The organism is Aeromonas bestiarum (assembly GCF_028751155.1).
Classification (GTDB): Bacteria; Pseudomonadota; Gammaproteobacteria; order Enterobacterales; family Aeromonadaceae; genus Aeromonas; species Aeromonas bestiarum.
Map to the genome: position 1 here is coordinate 1,665,590 of NZ_CP064746.1, position 17,784 is coordinate 1,683,373.

Genomic DNA, 17,784 nt, shown 5'->3' on the forward strand with positions numbered 1-17,784 from the left:
GGGCAGATAAGCGGCTCGCAGCTTGTTGCATGGGCTATGGCATAAAGTGGTGGCAATTCTAGCCCATAGTGGTCGTCTGGCATAGGGCTGACATGGCTGTGAGGCCGGATCCGCCCTGTTTTCTGCCTCGTTTTCTCCACCGGATGCGGGTAGAATGGCAGGCCATTTTACTCACAGGCAGTGGTCATAAGATGCTGAAGATATACAACACACTCACTCGTCAAAAAGAAGAATTCAAACCTATCCACCCGGGCAAGGTGGGCATGTATGTGTGTGGCGTCACTATCTACGATCACTGTCATATCGGCCACGGTCGCACCTTCGTCGCCTTCGACGTGGTGGCCCGTTACCTGCGTTACTGCGGTTATCAGCTCAACTACGTGCGCAACGTCACCGACGTGGATGACAAGATCATCAAGCGCGCCGCCGAGACAGGCGTCACCTGTGACGATCTGACCGAGCGCCTGATCGGCGACATGCACCAGGATTTTGATGCCCTCGGCATGGTGCGCCCGGACGTCGAACCCCGCGCCACCCAGCACATCAGTGAAATCATCGAGCTGGTTGAGAGCCTGATCGCGCAGGATCACGCCTACGTGGCCGACAACGGCGACGTCATGTTCATCGTCGACTCCTACGCCGACTACGGCAAGCTCTCCGGGCAGGATCTGGAGCAGCTGCAAGCCGGTGCCCGGGTCGGCGTGGTGGATGCCAAGCGCAACCCGCTCGACTTCGTGCTGTGGAAGATGTCCAAGCCCGGCGAGCCGACCTGGGAAAGCCCCTGGGGCCCGGGCCGTCCTGGCTGGCACATAGAGTGCTCCGCCATGAACTCCAAGCACCTTGGCAACCACTTCGACATCCACGGCGGCGGCTCGGATCTGCAGTTCCCGCACCACGAGAACGAGATCGCCCAGTCTTGCTGCGCCCACGGTGGCGACTACGTCAATACCTGGATGCACAGCGGCATGGTGATGGTGGACAAAGAGAAGATGTCCAAATCCCTTGGCAACTTCTTCACCATCCGCGATGTGCTGGCTCACTACGATGCCGAGAGCGTGCGTTACTTCCTGATGTCAGGTCACTACCGCAGCCAGCTCAACTACTCGGAAGACAACCTGAAGCAGGCCCGCGCCGCGCTGGAGCGCATGTACACAGCCCTGCGCGACCTGCCGGTGGCTGCCGCCGCCGGTGGTGACGAGCAGGTAGCCCGCTTCAAGGAAGCCATGGATGATGACTTCAACACCCCGGAAGCCTACTCGGCCCTGTTCGATCTGGTGCGCGAGATCAACCGCCAGAAGGCCGAAGACATGAGCGTGGCCGCCGGCCTGGGTGCCCGTTTGCGTGAGCTGGGCGCCGTGCTCGGCATACTGCAACAAGATCCGGATGCCTTCCTCAAGGGCAATGAGGCCGATGACGAAGTGGCCGAGATCGAGCAACTGATCGTCCAGCGCAACCAGGCACGCGCCGACAAGAACTGGGCCGCCGCCGACGCCGCCCGCAACCGTCTCACCGAGATGGGAATCGTGCTGGAAGACAGCGCCGGCAAGACCAGCTGGCGCCGTGCCTAAGGGCAGTTGCCCTGTTGGTGCCAACCGGTTAAGCAAATAAAAAACCGCAGCCCTGGGGCTGCGGTTTTTGTTTGTGGCCTGCCGAAACCTCGGCATCCTTCGGTCTGATCCCTCGCCCCTAGGGGGAGAGGGTTAGGGCGAGGGGACTAACGTCATTCCTCGGCTGAATGCCATCCAACGCTTGGATGGCATGGCTTCGCCATGCAGGATGCGAGGGCTCTGCCCTCTACGGGGTTTCGCCGCCGCTGCGCGGCTTGGCGAGTGACTTTGGAAAGACCCGCTCTTTATTGGCAAATAACACCAAAAGTCTTCTCCCCCGACAAACCGCCCGCTTCGCGGGTTCCCTCGTCTCGTCCAACGGGTCGGACGGAGCGCCGCAGACGGCACATCCCTGTGCAGTCAATAGAGCTATCACTCATGCGAGAGATAATATTCCCGTGGGTCCTCATACTGGAACGCCGGAGCCCCGTGAATGTGATCTGCTATCATACTCACCGTGTTGATCGCGCTCTCAATCTCTCCCCTCATCACCACCACCTGATCACCGTTGACCGTTCGACCATTTCGATGAACGATATCATTCCTTGTATCGACAATTTTATTGATGCCAGTTCTCGCGAAAGGAACCTTAATCCCTATTTGGGAAAATCTTCTGGCAACCTTATCGGTGTCATGCCATGACGCCTTGGTGAGGTCTATTTTTAACTTCGATTTCATATCCTCGATAAGATCACCTATATGTTCCTCGTCACATAGCAGATCCGTCATTTTTGGTTGAACTATTCCAAATTCCGTTTGTTTGGTTAGAAAGCGATGAATAGTATCTGACGAACCGAATAATTTATGGATGAATGCCATGCTGATATATGATTCAAATGTTGTGAATATATTCGCATAGAGAATGTGAAATAGTTGATGTTGAACGGCACCACGTTCCAATGTGTATGAATGCTCTAAAATTTCCTGAATGTGTTCAATGCTAGTTTTAAAATTTTGGTATGGGTCAGGTTCACCCTTAACATCGAAACTCAACATGAATGAACTAGAGGCGGAACACCATATATATCCATTCGTTGTGACCGAATTGGCCGCTTGTGAAATACACTCTTCATCAATGATATCAGCAAACGTATCACGAATAACTATCAAGGGATTAACCTCACGTGACTTGCTATATCTATATGAATTGGATGCCATACCAACCACACTATGGTTTTCAGAAAACCATGTACTCATGAGACTCATTTTCTTGGTACTAGCCAACCGTCCAATTTCATCATATCTAAAATAGGTACCATCGATGATCATACCCTCTTCGAGCTTTTTAATTTCCGCAGCCATTAAAATCCCCCAGTCTTGTTTAGATCTTCAAAACCCAATTCATGAGCCCTAATCGTATGTGCTATTGAACATGTGATCTCGATAGCCTTGTTAAGTTCATCATCATTGATAACAACCGCCTCATCATGAATAGTTCGGCCATTTCGATGAACGATATCATTCCGTTTATGAATGATGGGATAAAGACCACTTGCTGAAAGTTTCAAGTCAATACCCAAGCAATTAAACCTTGCCGGTACTTTTTCAAGGTCATGCCATGATGCCTTGGCGAGTTCAACCTTGATATCCCTTCTTCTGTTTTCCATAAATTGTTCGAGGTGATCATGCCCTTTCAACAGGTCGATCAATCTCGGGTTTTCAAATTTAAACTCTTTTTGCTTCTCAAGGTACATATGGAGGATTTCATTCGATTCAAACAGCTTATTTATGAATGCCCGAACCATATACGCCTCGAAGGTTGTGAACACATTGGCATAGAGAATCTGAAATAGATGTTGTTGAAGTTCAGCTCCACCCAACTTATCGGCGTTCTCCTTCATTTTATATATACGTTCAATGCTGGTTTGGAATGCCTCGTATGCGTCCGGTTCTCTATCGCTGTCCGGCCAATATACAGAATAATCGATTGCTGGTACCCATATCTCGTCACCAATGGGATCTAGTTCAGCCGCAGTCTCAGCAATAACATCCTCGGGAACATACGCCCCAAACATTTCTGTTAGTACATCAATTGCTTCAACTTCATCATCCTTCACACTGTCGAATATCAATCGTTCATCAAAGCTGACACGATCAAAGTTATTCATAAACCATATGGTCATGATCTCATTCTGATCATGGCTTGAACACCCTTCAAGGAAGTCTATGCGTTGTGGCAGTCCATTTATCTCGATGGTACTCATGTTAAATATCTCTGCGATTATAGAAGTCAGAAGTATGAAAATCTTGGACACCCACCTTTTGGAATAAGCCGTTATCTGGATAGTCACAGCCATGAGATAAGGGTGCTCACATCCAGATGGGCACACGCAAAAGGGGCACGTTCGAGTGGTGCAGCCATGTCTATGCGGTAAGTACTGTAGGGTGCAATGAACGAAGTGAATTGCACCTCTATTCGACGCGGGTTTGATTGCGGAAATAGGCTTGGCGGATTGCGTCATGTGCTTCACCCATAAGGGGGATGGTTACCGAGGATGATTACGTTTCGCTAATCGACCCTATACGATTACACCCTACCGCTCTCCCGCTGAGTTGTTGCGGTGCAATGCGCTCCGCTTATTGCACCCTACGCCTGTTAACCGGCCTCGGGGCTGTGGGTTGGGTGTTGCCCCTGTTGTTCGCCGAGGTGAGCCCGTTTGTCCAGGCCGCGAGGCAGGACGCCGAGCGAGCGCCGCTGGGCCAGGGATGGCCCATCGGCGCGTGCCGTCGGACAAACGGGTGAACCGAGGGAACCCGACGCAGGAGGACGAACAAGTGGGGGTGGCCTTTCTTTTGGTGACTTTTCTTTGGCCACGCAAAGAAAAGTCACTCGCCAAGCCGCGCCAATCAGGCTAGTGACCCCTCACCCTAACCCTCTCCCGCAAGGGGAGAGGGGATCGTACCCCGGTGCAATGCGCTTCGCTTATTGGCACCCTACCTGTCTCCCGCAAGGGGAGAGGGGATCGTTCCCCGGTGCAATGCGCTTCGCTTATTGGCACCCTACCTGTCTCCCACAAGGGGAGAGGGGATCGTTCCCCGGTGCAATGCGCTTCGCTTATTGGCACCCTACCTGTCTCCCGCAGGGGGAGAGGGGATCGTTCCCCGGTGCAATGCGCTTCGCTTATTGGCACCCTACCTGTCTCCCGCAGGGGGAGAGGGGATCGTTCCCCGGTGCAATGCGCTTCGCTTATTGGCACCCTACCTTGCTCCCGCAGGGGGAGAGGGGATCGTTCCCCGGTGCAATGCGCTTCGCGTATTGGCACCCTACCTGTCTCCCGTAAGGGGAGAGGGGAGCGTTTCCCGGTGCAATGCGCTCCGTTTATTGCACCCTACGTGCATATTGCCCAAACGTCTCGCCCGAAGGGGGAGGGGGGACCCTCCCGTTGCTTGGTGCCCACCCCCCTGGATGCTAGGATGCCCAACCGTCTTCTTATCCAACCCTTATCAGTTATGGCAAACCGGCTCGTCGACAGTAAAAACAGGATCACTCGGGCAGGGCGCTGGCTCGCGACCCGCGGGGCCGCGCTCTTTGCCGAACTCTCGGAGTTTCAGCAGCGCATCTGGGTGGTCAGCATAGTGAACGACACCTACACGGATACCTTTATCGTCAATGAAGGCAGCTTCGAGGAGCCCATGCAGTGGATGCGGCGCAAGCAGTACGACGCCGACATGCTGCGGCGGGTCGATGCCATGCAGCGATCTCAGGTGATCCAGTTCGAGCTGGGTGACATCCGCCATCGCCTGATGCGGGTCAAATAACCCTGAGCGTGCCCAGTGGCGACGGGTGTTGAGTCAAACGGCAGTGACCGGGCGGTTGTTTGCGACCCGCGGTGGGGCGCAATGCCGGTCGTCATCCCCCTTCTGTTGCGCTGAGAGGGATAGTTCACCGGTGCAATGCCGTTTGCTTGCAGGGCCCTGCGTTTACTGCGACAGGCAGGGCTATTTCCTCCGCTTAGCGGTGCCCTGCGCTATCACCCGGCGAGCTTGTGCCGCCGTTGCCCCCTGCTGCCAGACGTCTCGCCTCGCAGGCACACAGGCCCTCTCTATTTGCGACAGTTGCTACCGCCCCTGGCTGTCGCTACCACAATGCGCTGTTGACCATCAGAGGCAACCAGGGGGCCAACAGGCACCTTGGTTATCTTACGGAGCCATCTCGGCCCGATCCATGGAATTCAATTGAATTAGTGATGCAAGTGTCAGAATTAAATAGTTTTTTTGAGCCGCCTCAAGGTTGCTGTGCCGCCTTGGCCACAGGGCGGCGAGTGACGTGAGTGTCGGCGCGTCGCCAAGTGTGGTGTTTGGCTGGTGGCCGTGCGCTGCCGGGGTGCGCCAGACCTGTACCACCATCCGTGCCAAGCCAAGCCAAGCCAAGCCAAGCCAAGCCAAGCCAAGCCAAGCCAAGCCAAGCCAAGCCAAGCAGCGGGCTGGGCAAGGGAGCAGGAGAGGGCATCTGGTGCATTGGCCCCTCGGCGGTCGGTTGCTCACCCCATGGCAAGGCAGAGGGCTCTTATGCGGCCGGTCTGGCTGCCCGCTGGCGCCGTCTGGCGACGACTGCGAGCAGGGTGGCACATTTAGTCGGCATCAGGCCCCGGCCTTGCTTGTGAAGGGGCCCAGGGGTTGGCTATCGTTTCAGTAATCGACATGCAAGCAGGGAGGTGTGCATGGACAGAATATTGCAGACGTTGTCGTTGCAGGTGACCGAGGCGCGGGATCTGGAGAGTCTGACCCGCCCGCTGCTGGAGATGCTAGAGACGGTCACCGGGCTCGAGTCCACCTATCTGACCGAGATAGACCTGGGTCACGACATCCAACATATCCGCTATGCCCACAACACGGCCGAGTTGCAGATCCCCGAGGGGGGCTCGGTGGCCTGGGGCGATGCCCTCTGCCGACGGGCCCTCGATGAGGGGCGCTTCTACACCGACGATGTGGCGAGCTGCTGGGGGGATTCCCAGGCGGCGCGGGCGCTCGGCATTCGCACCTATCTGAGTTGTCCCGTGCTGACCCCCTCCGGCTCCCTCTATGGCACCCTGTGCGCCGCCAGCGCCGAGCACAAGCCGCTGGTCGCAGGCTCGGATCATCTGCTTGCCTTCTTTGCCCGGCTGATCGCCGAGCTGGTGGAGCGGGAGCAACTGCTCTTGCAGTTGCAGCGGGCCAACAAGGAGCTGTCGAGCCAGGCGCTGAGTGATCCCCTGACCGGCCTGCCCAACCGGCGGGCACTGATGCACGAACTCAACCGCCTGTTTTCCCTCGCGGAGCGGGTCGAACATCCGCTGCTGCTCGCCTTTATCGATCTCGACGGCTTCAAGGCCATCAACGACACCCACGGCCATGCTGCCGGCGATCTGCTGTTGCAGACAGTGGCGAGGGCGCTCTCGAGCGTGCTGCGCGACGGCGATCTGCTGGCGCGGGTGGGGGGCGATGAATTTGTTGCCGTGGGTGTGGGGCCGCTGTGCGGTGAAGAGACGCTGGAGGCGGCGGTACAGGGCTTTCAGCGCCGCTTGTGCGAGTGCAGCCAGGTGCAGCTGCCATTGCCTTCCCGCGTGCTGCACTATCCCGGTGCCAGCGTGGGGGTCGTGGCCATAGAGCCGGCCAATACCTCGATCGACGAGGCCCTGCGGCTGGCCGATGCCAGCATGTATGCGGTCAAGCGTCTGCGTCGCACACAGATCTGACGGCGCCAACCGGCAAAAACAAGGGGCCCCGCTGGGCCCCTTGTCTTGCTCAACCCGGTTAGCGGGCGGGGAAGTACTTGCCCTGGATCTGCTGAAATTCGCTGCTGGCCAGCACCTGGGTCAGGCCATTCTGGAACTCCTTGACCAGCTCGTCGCTGACCGGGTGGCTGAAGGCGAAGCAGAATTGCTCCGAGCTCAGCATCCAGGCCACCTTGAACTGGGCGGGATCCAGCTGCTGGGTGGCGATGAGATCCATCATGGTGGTCTTGTTGGTGGAGATGAGGTCGACCCGGCCGGAGGTGAGCATCTTGAGCGCCTGGGGCAGGCGGTTGGCGGTCATGATCTTCTGCTCGTCAAAGCCGTTGTTGAGCAGCAGCTGCTCCCCCACGTCGGCCCGCACCGCCCCTATGTTGTACTGCTGGGCATCTTCCAGCTTGGTGAGGGTGAGCGGGCTCTTGGCCAGCCCCATCAGCACTATCTCGGCATAGCCGATGGGGCAGGCCCACTTGAACAGCGGATCCCGCGCCTCGGTGCGGGCGGTGGAGAAGAGCACCACATTGGGTTTCTGGGTCAGCAGGTAGTAGCCCCGCGCCCAGGGCATGATGGTGATGGTCTGGGCCGGGGTGTTGGTCTTCTGCCACACCTGATGCAGCAGCTCGACGGCGAGGCCGGTGGGGGCGCCGGCTTCGTTGGAGAAGTTGTAGGGTTTGTACTCTTCGGTGAGGTAGTGCAGCTTGCCAAGTTCAGGGCTGGCCTGGGTGATGGCGGTAAACATGAACGCGGCTATTCCAATCCATTTTTTCATCTTGGCCATCCTGATGGGGTGTTGCTTCATCCTCAAGTGTTACCAAATCGTGATAATTCGCCAATCAGATCGGGGGTTAAATCAAGGAGATGCGAACCCAGGCCGCGTTGGGTTCAGGGGGCGGGCAGGTATTGGAGCCGCAGGCGCTGAAACTCCGGCGAGGCCAGCGCCTGGGTCAGGGCGTGCTGGAACTGCTTGATCACGCCGTCGTCCACCTGACGGCTGAAGGCGTAGCAGAGCTCCTCGGCATCCAGCACCAGGGCCACATTGAAGTCGTCGGCCTTGAGCTGCAGCGCCTTGATGGCGTCATAGCCCGCCAGCTTGCTGGTGGCCAGCAGATCTGCGCGGCCCGACACCAGCATGCGCAGGGCCTGGCTCAGCCGGTTGGCCGGTATGATGCGGGTCTCATCCATGCCCCGGTTGAGCAGCAACTGCTCGGAGGCATCGGCCCGTACCGCGCTGATCCGGTAGGCGTTCATCTGCTCGACTGCGCTCAGGCTGATGTGGCGCTGCTTGTGGGCCAGCAATATGTATTCGGAGTAGCCGATGGGGCAGGCCCATTTGAACAGGGGGTCGCGGGTGTCGGTGCGGGCGGTGGAGAAGAGCACCACATTGGGTTTCTGGGTCAGCAGGTAGTAGCCCCGCGCCCAGGGCAGGATGCGGATGGGCTGGGCAGGCGTGCCGCTGCGTTGCCAGACCATCTGCAGCAACTCGACCGCCAGCCCGCTGGGCTGGCCGGCCTCATCGCTGAAGTTGTAGGGGGGATACTCCTCGGTCAGGTACTCCAGCCTGGCGAGATCTGCCTGCGCCGAACCCAGGCACGACATCAGCAGCAGATAACAGCACAACCTTATCCTCATGAGCCCATCCTTGGCGTGAAACCGGCGATCCTCTGCGCAAGTGTGGGTAAAAAAGCCTGAGATTGCCAGTACTTACCAACGATCCCTGCTGGTTCCCATCAGCTTGAACTCTTCATCACGCAGCCCGACCAGCAGCGCCTTTCCATCCGCTTGCAGCCGAAACTCGCCGTAGCGCGCCGTCTCGTACTGCTCGCCGGTGCCCTCTTCGAAGAAGAAGGCATCGGGCCCGATCAGCCACTGGTTGTCGCTTAGGCGCACCTGCAACAGCCGCTCATTCGGTGCCAGTTGCGCCGGCTTGCCGCCTTCGACCCAGCTGGCCACCTGCTGCCCGTCGAGGCGGATCACCAGGGTATCGCCGCCATTGGCGCGCTCGCTGTCGCGACGGGCACCGAGCTGGCGGGCAATGTCGTAGTTCAGCCGCATGTAATCCCCCTGCATCAGGGAGCGGGGGTCGACCGGCGCCAGCCTGAGCAGCACCACCTCGCCGCTGCTGATGGCGTGCTCGTAGCGCCAGACGCTGAAGTTGATGCCCGCCAGTATGGCGAGGCCGGTCAGCAGGAGTCCAAGCCGTCTCATGATGGCGTCCTCCCATTGAGGCGCTTCAGTAGCTGGCGGGTGCCGAGCAGCAGGGCACCCGAGCCCAGCAGCAGCCAGGATTTGGTCATCAGGGTCAGCCCCAGATCGTAGTAATAGAGGGAGCCAAAGCCGAGCAGCAGCAGGCCTGCCAGCGTCATCAGCCCCAGGCTACCGGCATAAAAGCCGAGCACCAGCACCAGGGCGCCAGCCCCCATGCCGGGGATGAGGGCGCTGATCAGCACCAGCGGCAACCCATACAGCAGCGGCAGCTTGAGCCGGACCATGACCCCGAGCAGCAGGGCGGCGCAGAGCAGGGGATTGAGCCAGAGCGGCAGGCGGGAGTGGCCCAGCTCGTCGAGCATGCTGGCGCCCCCGTCCCACAGCGGGTGGTGCAGGCGCCCCAGCACCAGCAGGGAGAGCGCCAGCCCCAGGGTGAGAGATTCGTAGAGTTGATGGTGAACGGGCTGACGCTCCGCCTGCAGCCAGCAAAGGATGACGGCCGCCATCACCAGCGGCAGGGCCAGCAGTTGCAGGCCGAGACAAGCCAGCCCAAGGGTGAGCAGTATGGCGGCGGCGAAGCTGTGAAACAGTCGGATCAGCCAGTGTTCGAACAGGGCGGCGATGGCGAGCGACAGCAGGGCCAGCCCCAGCCAGAGCGGCGCCGAGTGCGGGTCAATCTGATCGATGAGGCCATAGAGCAGCCAGGCATCGGCGGCCAGCGCCAGCGCCAGCACGAACTGGTCCCACAGATCGCTGCGCTGGGCGAAGCGGTTGAGGCCATAGGCGATGGCCATCAACACGCTGCCCATCACCAGGGCGCTGTTGGCATCCCGGGTGAGCTGCGAGAACGACATGAACAGGAAAAACAGCAGGAAGAGGGCGGCGATCCAGCCCACCATGCCGAGCAGGAAGCGGCTCGACCAGTGGGGCTGGGTATCATTGGGGACGTCCCCTTCCACCAGTTCGGCCTGTTGCAGCCGCTGCCAGGGGGTCAGATCAGCCATGTTGCCTCCTCCTGGCGGGCTTGCCAGATGCCTTGTTTATGCATGGGACCTCCGTTGCTGTTGCAACCAGCGACTGGCCGCGACCGAGAGGCCGATGGCAATCAGGCTCAGCAGCAGGAAGCCGTCCACGTCGGGCTCCATCCACTTGCCAAGGGCCGCCAGGAGCACGGCGATCAGGCTCAGGCAGCCCATGGCGAGCCCGGCGATGAATCTGTGGTGCCAGCGCAGATAGGCGGCGCCAAGCCATGCGATCCAGGCGGGCCAGACCCAGGGGGAGGCGGCATCAAACAGCGCCAGCAACGCCAGCAGGGTGACACCGAGGCCGGCGGCCAGACCCGGCAGCCAGCTTGGCATCAAGCGCCAGCGGGCCGGTGCCAGCAACAGCAGGCCCCAGAGAGCGGCGTTGAGCAGGGTCAGACACCAGCCCAGCCCCTCTTCATCGAAGGCAAAGAAGAAGTTGAACAACCCGAGTCGCCAGTAGAGCACCAGCGCCAGCTGGCCGAGCAGCCAGCTCAGGGTCCACAGCAAGGGGCTCATGCCGAGCGCCGCCAGCGGCAGCAGCATCAGGGCCCAGGTGGCGAACAGTTGCCAGGGATCGGCGCCGGTCTGGTAGGTCTGGCCCACCAGGGCCAGCAGGGCGCCTATGTTGAGGGCCACCGCCAGCAGCAGCGCCTGGCGGGGCGTGTCGGCCAGGGGCTTGCGCCACAGCAGAACCAGCATGGCGAGCAGGGGCAGCTCCAGCAGGGCGAGGCGTTCGATCCGACCCAGCTCCTGCCAGTTGAAGGCGACGAAGAACACCAGACCGGCGCCCAGGCACAGGCTGCCGAGCCAGAGCAGCAGGCGATCGAACAACCATTGCCAGCGGGCGGGGCCGGGTGGCAGCTCGCACAGGGCGAGGGCGGCGGGCAGGTGCGCCTGGGCGAGGCGTCCGCGTCTGACCCAGTCGAGCAGCGTCTGTCTTGAGGTGAAGTGCATGGGATGCTCCATGAGGTTTGCCGCATTATGCCACCGTCATGGCACTGCGGGACACTCCCCGTGTGCGGGCGTGCGACAGCCGGCAGGGGGACGCAGGCATCGGCCGCTGGCGGGCAACAAAAAGCCCCGCCTGTTTGAATAGAGGCGGGGCTGGCTTGGGATGACGCGACATGGATGCCAGCACTGGGCGGGGTAGGCAAGTGCTCACGCTTGCCTCGCCGCCTTCCGGGCTGGCCTGTGTCAGGCGAAGATCAGGGTGCTGACCCCGAGGCCCACAAACAGGATGGCGCAGGCGATGCGGATCCCCTTGAGCGGCAGCTTGTCGGCGCCCAGCTTGCCGAGCAGCACCACGGGCACGTTTGCCAGCATCATGCCGAGGGTGGTGCCTGTGATGACCTGCACCAGCGAGTCATATTTGGCCGCCAGCAAGACGGTGGCGATCTGGGTCTTGTCGCCTATCTCGGCGATGAAGAAGAGCACGAAGGTGGCCATGAAGGGGCCGTACTTGTCGAGTGGGCTCTCCTCGTCGTCCATCTTGTCCGGCACCAGGATCCAGGCCGCCATGGCAATGAAGGAGCCGGCGACCAGATAGGTCATCACCTTGGGATCCAGCCAGCGGCTGATGAACTCGCCAAGCCAGGCGGCGCCGGCGTGGTTGAGCAGGGTCGCCGCCAGCATGCCGGCTATGATGGGCCAGGGCTTGCGAAAACGACAGATGAGCAGCAACGCCAGCAGCTGGGTCTTGTCGCCGATCTCGGCGATAGCCACGCTCAGGGTTGAGGTTAACAGGGCTTCCATAAAAATGACCGGGGGACGGAATTGTTATACCTGAGACAAGCCTGCGCCATCCGTCCCCGGTATTGGCACTGGCCCGTCAAAGGTCTTGTCAAATCCACGGATTAGATGGATCACCCTGACCATGGTGAGTTGGCACCAAGCATGTTGATCAGGGTCGCAAACCGGTTTGGGATCGGGCTGCGAGACTACTCCCCCTCGATGGGAGCGGGCATTCTAGGGAAAAATCATCCGCCAGACAAGTGGGTCAGCCACCCACCAGCTTGACGCTGAAACCGGCCTTCTCCAGCTCGGCTTTGATCAGGTCCCGTTTATCCCCCTGGATCTCGATGATCCCCTCTTTCAGGCCGCCGCCGGTACCGCACTTCTTCTTGAGCAGGGTGGCGATGGCCTTCTGTTGTTCGGCCGGTACGCCGTGGATGCTGATGACGCCGGCACCCTTGCGCCCCTTGGTCTCGCGCCGGATGCGCACCACGCCGTCGGCGGGGAAGGGGGAAGCGGATGGGGACTGGGTCTGTTCCTTGATGATGCCGCCGTCCGTGCTGTAGACCAGGCGGCTGTTGTTGTCGTGACTCATGGCAGTTATTTGTGAGTTAGCTAAGCGGAGTTTGATTTTACTCAAATTAGCGTGGGAAACACGGATTATAATGCCCCGAGTGAAAGCGAATTATTATTGTTTAACTTCAGGAGTCAGTCATGGTACTCGCGCAGTTGTCACCGGGACAGAGTGCTCGCATCAAGAACATGAATCAGTTGACCCGTCCCCTGCGGCGCAAGCTGATGGTGATGGGCTTGCTGCCTCAGACCGAAGTCATCTACCTGCGCGCGGCACCGCTGGGTGATCCGCTCCAGATCCAGTGTCAGGGGATCTGTCTCTCCATGCAAAAAAGCCTTGCCCTGCAAATCGAGGTCGAACCGGTATGAATTATTCCCTGGTAACCGTCGGCAACCCCAATAGCGGCAAGACTTCCCTGTTCAACGCCCTGACCGGGGCCCGCCAGCAGGTAGGCAACTGGAGCGGCGTCACGGTCGACAAGAAGATGGGCGAGTTCTCCGCCCAGGGGCACGACTACAAGCTGATGGACCTGCCCGGCATCTATAGCCTGGCCAATCAGGAAGGGAGCCTGGACGAGCAGATCGCCAGCCGCTTCGTTCAGGGCCAGCAGCCGGATCTGCTGCTCAACGTCATCGATGCCGCCAACCTGGAACGCTCCCTCTATCTCACGCTGCAACTGCGCGAGCTGGGGCTGCCCATGGTGGTGGTGCTCAACAAGATGGACATATTGCAAAAGCGGCGGCTGGTCATAGATGAGACCCTGCTGGCCAAGGCGCTCGGCTGCCCGGTAGTGGCTCTGTCGGCCCACAACCGTCAGCAGGTCGCCGCCTTCAAGCTCCAGATCCAGCAGTTCATCGGCCAGCCCCAGCCAGCGCTGCTGCTCGATTACGGCACTGACCTTGAAAAAGATCTGGCGGAGCTGGAGACCCTGCTCGCCCCGCACCACCTCACCGCCCGTGGCCGCGCCCTGCGCCTGCTGGAAGAGGATGCCGTGATGCAGGAGACCCTGCTGCCCGGCCAGCAGGCCGCCGCCGCCAACGTGGTGGCTCGTGCCCATCATGCCCAGGACATAGATCTGCAACTGGCGGATATCCGCTATGGCCACATTCACCAGTGGGCCAGCCAGGCGTGTCAGCAGAAGGGCAAGCTCACCATAGCCCAGAGCGAATGGCTGGATCGGGTGCTGCTCAACCGCTGGGTCGGCATCCCCTTCTTCCTGTTGGTGATGTACCTGATGTTCATGTTCGCCATCAAGGTGGGCAGCGCCTTCATCGACTTCTTCGACATCATGGGCGGCGCCCTGTTCGTGGATGGCGTGCACCACCTGCTGGGGCTGATCCATGCCCCGGACTGGCTGGGAGCCATACTGGCGGACGGCTTCGGGGTCGGCTTGCAGACGGTGGCCACCTTTATCCCGGTGATCGGCTGTCTCTACCTGTTCCTGGCGGTGCTGGAGAGCTCAGGCTACCTGGCCCGCGCCGCCTTCGTGGTGGATGCCCTGATGCGTCGCCTCGGGTTGCCGGGCAAGGCATTCGTGCCCATGCTGATGGGCTTTGGCTGTACAGTGCCGTCTGTGATGGCGACCCGCACCCTCAACTCGGAGCGGGAGCGGCTGATGACCTCGGCCATGGCCCCCTTCATGTCGTGCGGTGCCCGCCTGCCGGTCTACGCCCTGTTTGCGGTGGCTTTCTTCCCCGAATCGGGTCAGAACCTGGTGTTCGGTCTCTACCTCATCGGCATTCTGGTGGCCGTGCTCACCGGCCTGCTGCTGCGCAGCACCCTGCTGCCGGGCAAGAGCGACTCCATGCTGATGGAGATGCCGGATTACGAGTGGCCGCGTCCCATCAACGTGGGGATCAAGACCTGGCAGAAGCTCAAATCCTTCGTGTTCGGCGCCGGTAAAACCATAGTGCTGGTGGTCGCCGTGCTGAGCGTGCTCAACTCGCTGGGCACGGATGGCAGCTTCGGTCACCAGGATCAAGAAAGCTCTGTGCTGAGCAAGATAAGCCAGGCCGTGACCCCTGTGCTGCACCCCATAGGTGTGCGCGATGACAACTGGCAGGCCACTGTCGGTATCGTCACCGGCATCTTCGCCAAGGAGGCGGTAGTGGGTACCCTCAACAGCCTCTACGCCGGCAGCAACGGGGATGAGGAGGAGAAGGAATTCTCCCTGCTTGCCAGCTTCAACGAGGCCATCGCCGCCGTCGCCACCAATCTGGCCGACATAGACCCGTCCGATCCCATGGGGATCCAGGTCGGCAATCTGGATGACCAGCAGGCCGCCGCCGAGGCGCAGGAGGTGGATGTCTCCACCTACGGCAACATGCAGACCCACTTCGACGGTGCCGCCGGTGCCTTTGCCTACCTGCTGTTCGTGCTGCTTTACATGCCGTGCGCCGCCGCCATGGGTGCCCTGGTGCGGGAAACCGGTCGCCAGTGGGCGCTGCTGACCGCCGCCTGGTGCAACTACACGGCCTTCCTGTGTGCCACCGTCTTCTATCAGGCGGCCACCTTTGCCGCCCACCCCGAGCAGAGCTTGCTCTGGATCGGCAGCTATGGCCTCTCCCTGCTGCTGCTCTGGTGGCTGGGCCGTCGTCACGGCGACATAGTCGCCCGCAAGGTGGTGGCCCTGTGATCCTGCGGGAGCTCGGCGCCTATCTCGCCGCACAACAGAAGGTGAGCCGGCGGGATCTGGCGCGCCACTTCCGCACCTCGGAAGATGCGGTGGAGGCCATGCTCGGCGTCTGGATGCGCAAGGGCCGGGTCGCCAAGCGGGAGACCCAGGTGTGCGGCGGCAGCTGCTGCGGCAAGAGCCAGGAGGTGATGTTCGAGTGGTGCGAGCCGGGCCAGATAGGCCTGGTGCAAAAGGGCTGAACCTGCGGGTTCGTCCGCTTCATTCGTCGATAAAAAAAGACCCGCCATTGGCGGGTCTTTTTTTATGGCTGGCAGCGATGGGGCTGCCTGGCGGAGGAGGGGATCAGCGCCCCGGCCAGCGCTGGCCCACCTCGGCGTGGCGATACCAGGCCATCAGGGCCTGCTGGCCCTCGATGTCATCCACGGCCGGTGACCAGGGGGCGAAGTCCTCTTCCCGAAAGGGGGCGTAGGGGCCGTGTTTCACCTCGAAGATGACGGCGCCGGGATCCAGAGATAGCACTGCATGCCAGGTGGCGACCGGGGTCTCCAGCACCGAGGTCTCTTCCCCCAGCAGGGCGCGGGCAATGACGGTGCCCTCGTCGTCGAAGTTGAGCACCACGAAGCGCCCGCACAGGGCGGTGAGCAGCTCCCAGGTCTGCAGGTGGCGATGGGGGCGGATATAGGTGCCCGGCTCCATGGCGATGGCGAGGCGCTGGATGGGGTCGGCCAGCTCGTCGTGCAGATTGTGGTTCATGCGCTGGCGCGGGGAGTGGGCGGCCTCGTCGGCGAGGCTGGCAAGGTGGGCAACATCCAGTTTTTTCATATGCAGTTCCATGATGAGACGAAGGCAGGCTTGGGTCGGCAGAGTAGCATGCCAGCGGGCCTGCCAGGCAAGGGGTGAGCGGTAAGCAAATGTAAAAAGGGAGCCGCTCGGGCTCCCTGTTGGCATCAGAGGCTGGCGCTCACAGCCTGGCCAGCATCTCCTTGGTGACCAGCACTATGCCCTGTTCGGAGCGGTGGAAGCGGCGGGCGTCTTCGCAGGCGTTTTCCCCCACCACCAGGCCTTCCGGCAGTTTGCAGCCCTTGTCGACCACGACCCGGCGCAACCGGCAGCCGGCCCCTATCTCGACCCCGGGGAAGATCACCGCCTGATCCAGGGTACAGAAGGAGTCGACCCGCACATTGGTGAACAGCACAGAGCTCACTATGAAGGAGCCGCTGACTATGGTGCCGCCGGCGAACATGGAGTTGATGGTCATGCCGTGCTGGCCGTTTCTGTCCTGCACGAACTTGGCGGGGGGTGTCATGTTCTGGCTGGTCCAGATGGGCCACTCCTGATCATAGATGTCGAGCTCGGGCGTCACAGAGGCGAGATCCATGTTGGCTTCCCAGAACGAATCCACAGTCCCCACATCGCGCCAGTAGGGGCGCTTTTGCGGGCAGCAGCCGACACAGGATAGGCTGAACGGATGGGCGTAGGCTGTGCCCTCCTTGACCACCCGCGGGATCACGTCCATGCCGAAGTCGTGGTGGGAGTCCTGGTTGGCCAGATCCTCTTCCAGCAACTGGTAGAGATACTCGGCCTCGAAGATGTAGACCCCCATGGAGGCCAGCGCCGTATCGGCCTTGCCCGGCATGGCCGGCGGATTGGCGGGCTTCTCGACGAAGGCGTTGATCTTGCGATCCTCATCCACCGCCATCACGCCAAAGGCGCTTGCCTCGGTACGCGGCACCTCTATGCAGGCCACAGTGACTTTGGCGCCCATGTTGACGTGGTCGAGCAGCATGGCGGCGTAATCCATCTTGTAGATGTGATCCCCCGCCAGCACCACCACGTACTTGGGGCCGTGATCGCGAATGATGTCGAGATTCTGATAGACGGCATCGGCGGTGCCGCGATACCAGTTGACCTCGTCCACCCGTTGCTGGGCTGGCAGCAAGTCGATGAACTCGTTCATCTGGTAGCGCAGGAATGACCAGCCTGATTGCAGGTGGCGCAGCAGGCTGTGGGACTTGTACTGGGTGACCACGCCGACCCGGCGGATCCCCGAGTTGATGCAATTGGAGAGCACGAAGTCGATGATGCGGAACTTGCCGCCGAAATGTACTGCCGGTTTCGCCCTGTTGTCCGTCAACTGCTTGAGGCGACTGCCCCGCCCTCCTGCGAGAACCAAGGCCATGGTCTCGTTCAGCAACTGTCTGGATTTTGCTGTATTGGCAGGTTGTAACAACATTGAATACCCCTTTATTGATACATCCCCTTGATAGTGCCTCCTTTGAAGCTTGTTTGAAAGTGC

17 protein-coding genes are annotated in these 17,784 nt (G+C 60.5%); 6 read left to right on the forward strand and 11 right to left on the reverse strand.

The genetic code is table 11. The annotated features are described in order from the left end of the window. The first annotated feature begins 191 nt into the window (after positions 1-191). Positions 192-1,568 carry a cysteine--tRNA ligase gene (gene cysS, locus IU367_RS07925; protein ID WP_274453919.1) on the forward strand — a complete coding sequence of 459 codons (1,377 nt, stop codon included), beginning with the start codon at positions 192-194 and terminating at the stop codon, positions 1,566-1,568. A gap of 411 nt (positions 1,569-1,979) precedes the next feature. On the opposite strand, the gene IU367_RS07930 is transcribed toward cysS, so the two are convergent. Together IU367_RS07930 and IU367_RS07935 are read right to left on the reverse strand one after the other, a co-directional pair. Continuing rightward, positions 1,980-2,909, reverse strand: a complete 930-nt coding sequence (locus tag IU367_RS07930) for a HEPN domain-containing protein (protein WP_274453921.1) — start codon at positions 2,907-2,909, stop codon at positions 1,980-1,982. Then, complete coding sequence (locus IU367_RS07935; protein ID WP_274453922.1) at positions 2,909-3,811, reverse strand: hypothetical protein; 903 nt, start codon at positions 3,809-3,811, stop codon at positions 2,909-2,911. Before IU367_RS07935 ends, IU367_RS07930 begins: the two co-directional genes overlap by 1 nt. 1,246 nt (positions 3,812-5,057) lie before the next feature. On the opposite strand from IU367_RS07935, the gene IU367_RS07940 reads away from it, so the two are divergent. Continuing rightward, on the forward strand, positions 5,058-5,366 hold the full coding sequence (locus tag IU367_RS07940; RefSeq protein ID WP_274453923.1) for a hypothetical protein: 309 nt from the start codon (positions 5,058-5,060) through the stop codon (positions 5,364-5,366). 902 nt (positions 5,367-6,268) lie between these two features. After that, on the forward strand, positions 6,269-7,282 hold the full coding sequence (locus IU367_RS07945) for a GGDEF domain-containing protein (RefSeq protein ID WP_098983649.1): 1,014 nt from the start codon (positions 6,269-6,271) through the stop codon (positions 7,280-7,282). A gap of 58 nt (positions 7,283-7,340) precedes the next feature. Here the strand turns inward: IU367_RS07945 and IU367_RS07950 are convergent, their stop codons facing one another. From IU367_RS07950 to IU367_RS07980, 7 genes are all read right to left on the reverse strand, one after another. Then, positions 7,341-8,087: a substrate-binding periplasmic protein gene (locus IU367_RS07950; protein WP_274453924.1), complete on the reverse strand. Its 747-nt coding sequence runs from the start codon at positions 8,085-8,087 to the stop codon at positions 7,341-7,343. A 113-nt stretch (positions 8,088-8,200) separates the two neighbouring features. Next, the gene (locus tag IU367_RS07955) at positions 8,201-8,947 is read right to left on the reverse strand and encodes a substrate-binding periplasmic protein (RefSeq protein ID WP_274453926.1); all 747 of its coding nucleotides are present in this window, start codon (positions 8,945-8,947) and stop codon (positions 8,201-8,203) included. A 72-nt stretch (positions 8,948-9,019) separates the two neighbouring features. After that, positions 9,020-9,523: a GDYXXLXY domain-containing protein gene (locus IU367_RS07960; protein WP_274453927.1), complete on the reverse strand. Its 504-nt coding sequence runs from the start codon at positions 9,521-9,523 to the stop codon at positions 9,020-9,022. Continuing rightward, positions 9,520-10,527, reverse strand: coding sequence for a DUF4401 domain-containing protein (locus IU367_RS07965; protein WP_274453928.1), 1,008 nt, complete (start codon positions 10,525-10,527; stop codon positions 9,520-9,522). Before IU367_RS07965 ends, IU367_RS07960 begins: the two co-directional genes overlap by 4 nt. Positions 10,528-10,563: 36 nt before the next feature. Further along, positions 10,564-11,502: a DUF2157 domain-containing protein gene (locus tag IU367_RS07970; RefSeq protein WP_274453930.1), complete on the reverse strand. Its 939-nt coding sequence runs from the start codon at positions 11,500-11,502 to the stop codon at positions 10,564-10,566. A gap of 240 nt (positions 11,503-11,742) precedes the next feature. Beyond that, entirely contained in the window at positions 11,743-12,300 is a 558-nt protein-coding gene (locus IU367_RS07975) for a TMEM165/GDT1 family protein (RefSeq protein WP_042866068.1), read from the reverse strand. Between the two features lie 244 nt (positions 12,301-12,544). Then, positions 12,545-12,874, reverse strand: coding sequence for a translation initiation factor (locus IU367_RS07980; protein WP_043556561.1), 330 nt, complete (start codon positions 12,872-12,874; stop codon positions 12,545-12,547). A 119-nt stretch (positions 12,875-12,993) separates the two neighbouring features. Here IU367_RS07980 and IU367_RS07985 point away from each other — a divergent pair, with 119 nt between their 5' ends. Genes IU367_RS07985 through IU367_RS07995 form a run of 3 tightly spaced genes read left to right on the forward strand, consistent with a single transcriptional unit; the run spans position 12,994 to position 15,727 of the window. Then, entirely contained in the window at positions 12,994-13,221 is a 228-nt protein-coding gene (locus IU367_RS07985; RefSeq protein WP_043140907.1) for a FeoA family protein, read from the forward strand. Continuing rightward, on the forward strand, positions 13,218-15,488 hold the full coding sequence (gene feoB / locus IU367_RS07990; RefSeq protein WP_274453944.1) for a Fe(2+) transporter permease subunit FeoB: 2,271 nt from the start codon (positions 13,218-13,220) through the stop codon (positions 15,486-15,488). Before IU367_RS07985 ends, feoB begins: the two co-directional genes overlap by 4 nt. Beyond that, complete coding sequence (locus IU367_RS07995) at positions 15,485-15,727, forward strand: FeoC-like transcriptional regulator (protein ID WP_043140913.1); 243 nt, start codon at positions 15,485-15,487, stop codon at positions 15,725-15,727. The genes feoB and IU367_RS07995 overlap by 4 nt, the downstream gene beginning before the upstream one ends. A 103-nt stretch (positions 15,728-15,830) precedes the next feature. On the opposite strand, the gene IU367_RS08000 is transcribed toward IU367_RS07995, so the two are convergent. Together IU367_RS08000 and glgC are read right to left on the reverse strand one after the other, a co-directional pair. Further along, on the reverse strand, positions 15,831-16,310 hold the full coding sequence (locus IU367_RS08000) for a WbuC family cupin fold metalloprotein (RefSeq protein WP_274453946.1): 480 nt from the start codon (positions 16,308-16,310) through the stop codon (positions 15,831-15,833). Between the two features lie 139 nt (positions 16,311-16,449). Beyond that, on the reverse strand, positions 16,450-17,721 hold the full coding sequence (gene glgC / locus IU367_RS08005; protein ID WP_274453947.1) for a glucose-1-phosphate adenylyltransferase: 1,272 nt from the start codon (positions 17,719-17,721) through the stop codon (positions 16,450-16,452). Positions 17,722-17,784 lie beyond the last annotated feature (63 nt).

Coding starts and splice junctions, on each gene's coding strand:
- IU367_RS07960 (WP_274453927.1), bottom strand. CDS start 9,523: ATGAGACGGCTTGGACTCCTGCTGACCGGCCTCGCCATACTGGCGGGC.
- IU367_RS07965 (WP_274453928.1), bottom strand. CDS start 10,527: ATGGCTGATCTGACCCCCTGGCAGCGGCTGCAACAGGCCGAACTGGTG.
- cysS (WP_274453919.1), top strand. CDS start 192: ATGCTGAAGATATACAACACACTCACTCGTCAAAAAGAAGAATTCAAA.
- feoB (WP_274453944.1), top strand. CDS start 13,218: ATGAATTATTCCCTGGTAACCGTCGGCAACCCCAATAGCGGCAAGACT.
- IU367_RS07975 (WP_042866068.1), bottom strand. CDS start 12,300: ATGGAAGCCCTGTTAACCTCAACCCTGAGCGTGGCTATCGCCGAGATC.
- IU367_RS07930 (WP_274453921.1), bottom strand. CDS start 2,909: ATGGCTGCGGAAATTAAAAAGCTCGAAGAGGGTATGATCATCGATGGT.
- IU367_RS07940 (WP_274453923.1), top strand. CDS start 5,058: ATGGCAAACCGGCTCGTCGACAGTAAAAACAGGATCACTCGGGCAGGG.
- glgC (WP_274453947.1), bottom strand. CDS start 17,721: ATGTTGTTACAACCTGCCAATACAGCAAAATCCAGACAGTTGCTGAAC.
- IU367_RS07955 (WP_274453926.1), bottom strand. CDS start 8,947: ATGAGGATAAGGTTGTGCTGTTATCTGCTGCTGATGTCGTGCCTGGGT.
- IU367_RS07980 (WP_043556561.1), bottom strand. CDS start 12,874: ATGAGTCACGACAACAACAGCCGCCTGGTCTACAGCACGGACGGCGGC.
- IU367_RS08000 (WP_274453946.1), bottom strand. CDS start 16,310: ATGAAAAAACTGGATGTTGCCCACCTTGCCAGCCTCGCCGACGAGGCC.
- IU367_RS07935 (WP_274453922.1), bottom strand. CDS start 3,811: ATGAGTACCATCGAGATAAATGGACTGCCACAACGCATAGACTTCCTT.
- IU367_RS07950 (WP_274453924.1), bottom strand. CDS start 8,087: ATGAAAAAATGGATTGGAATAGCCGCGTTCATGTTTACCGCCATCACC.
- IU367_RS07970 (WP_274453930.1), bottom strand. CDS start 11,502: ATGCACTTCACCTCAAGACAGACGCTGCTCGACTGGGTCAGACGCGGA.
- IU367_RS07945 (WP_098983649.1), top strand. CDS start 6,269: ATGGACAGAATATTGCAGACGTTGTCGTTGCAGGTGACCGAGGCGCGG.
- IU367_RS07985 (WP_043140907.1), top strand. CDS start 12,994: ATGGTACTCGCGCAGTTGTCACCGGGACAGAGTGCTCGCATCAAGAAC.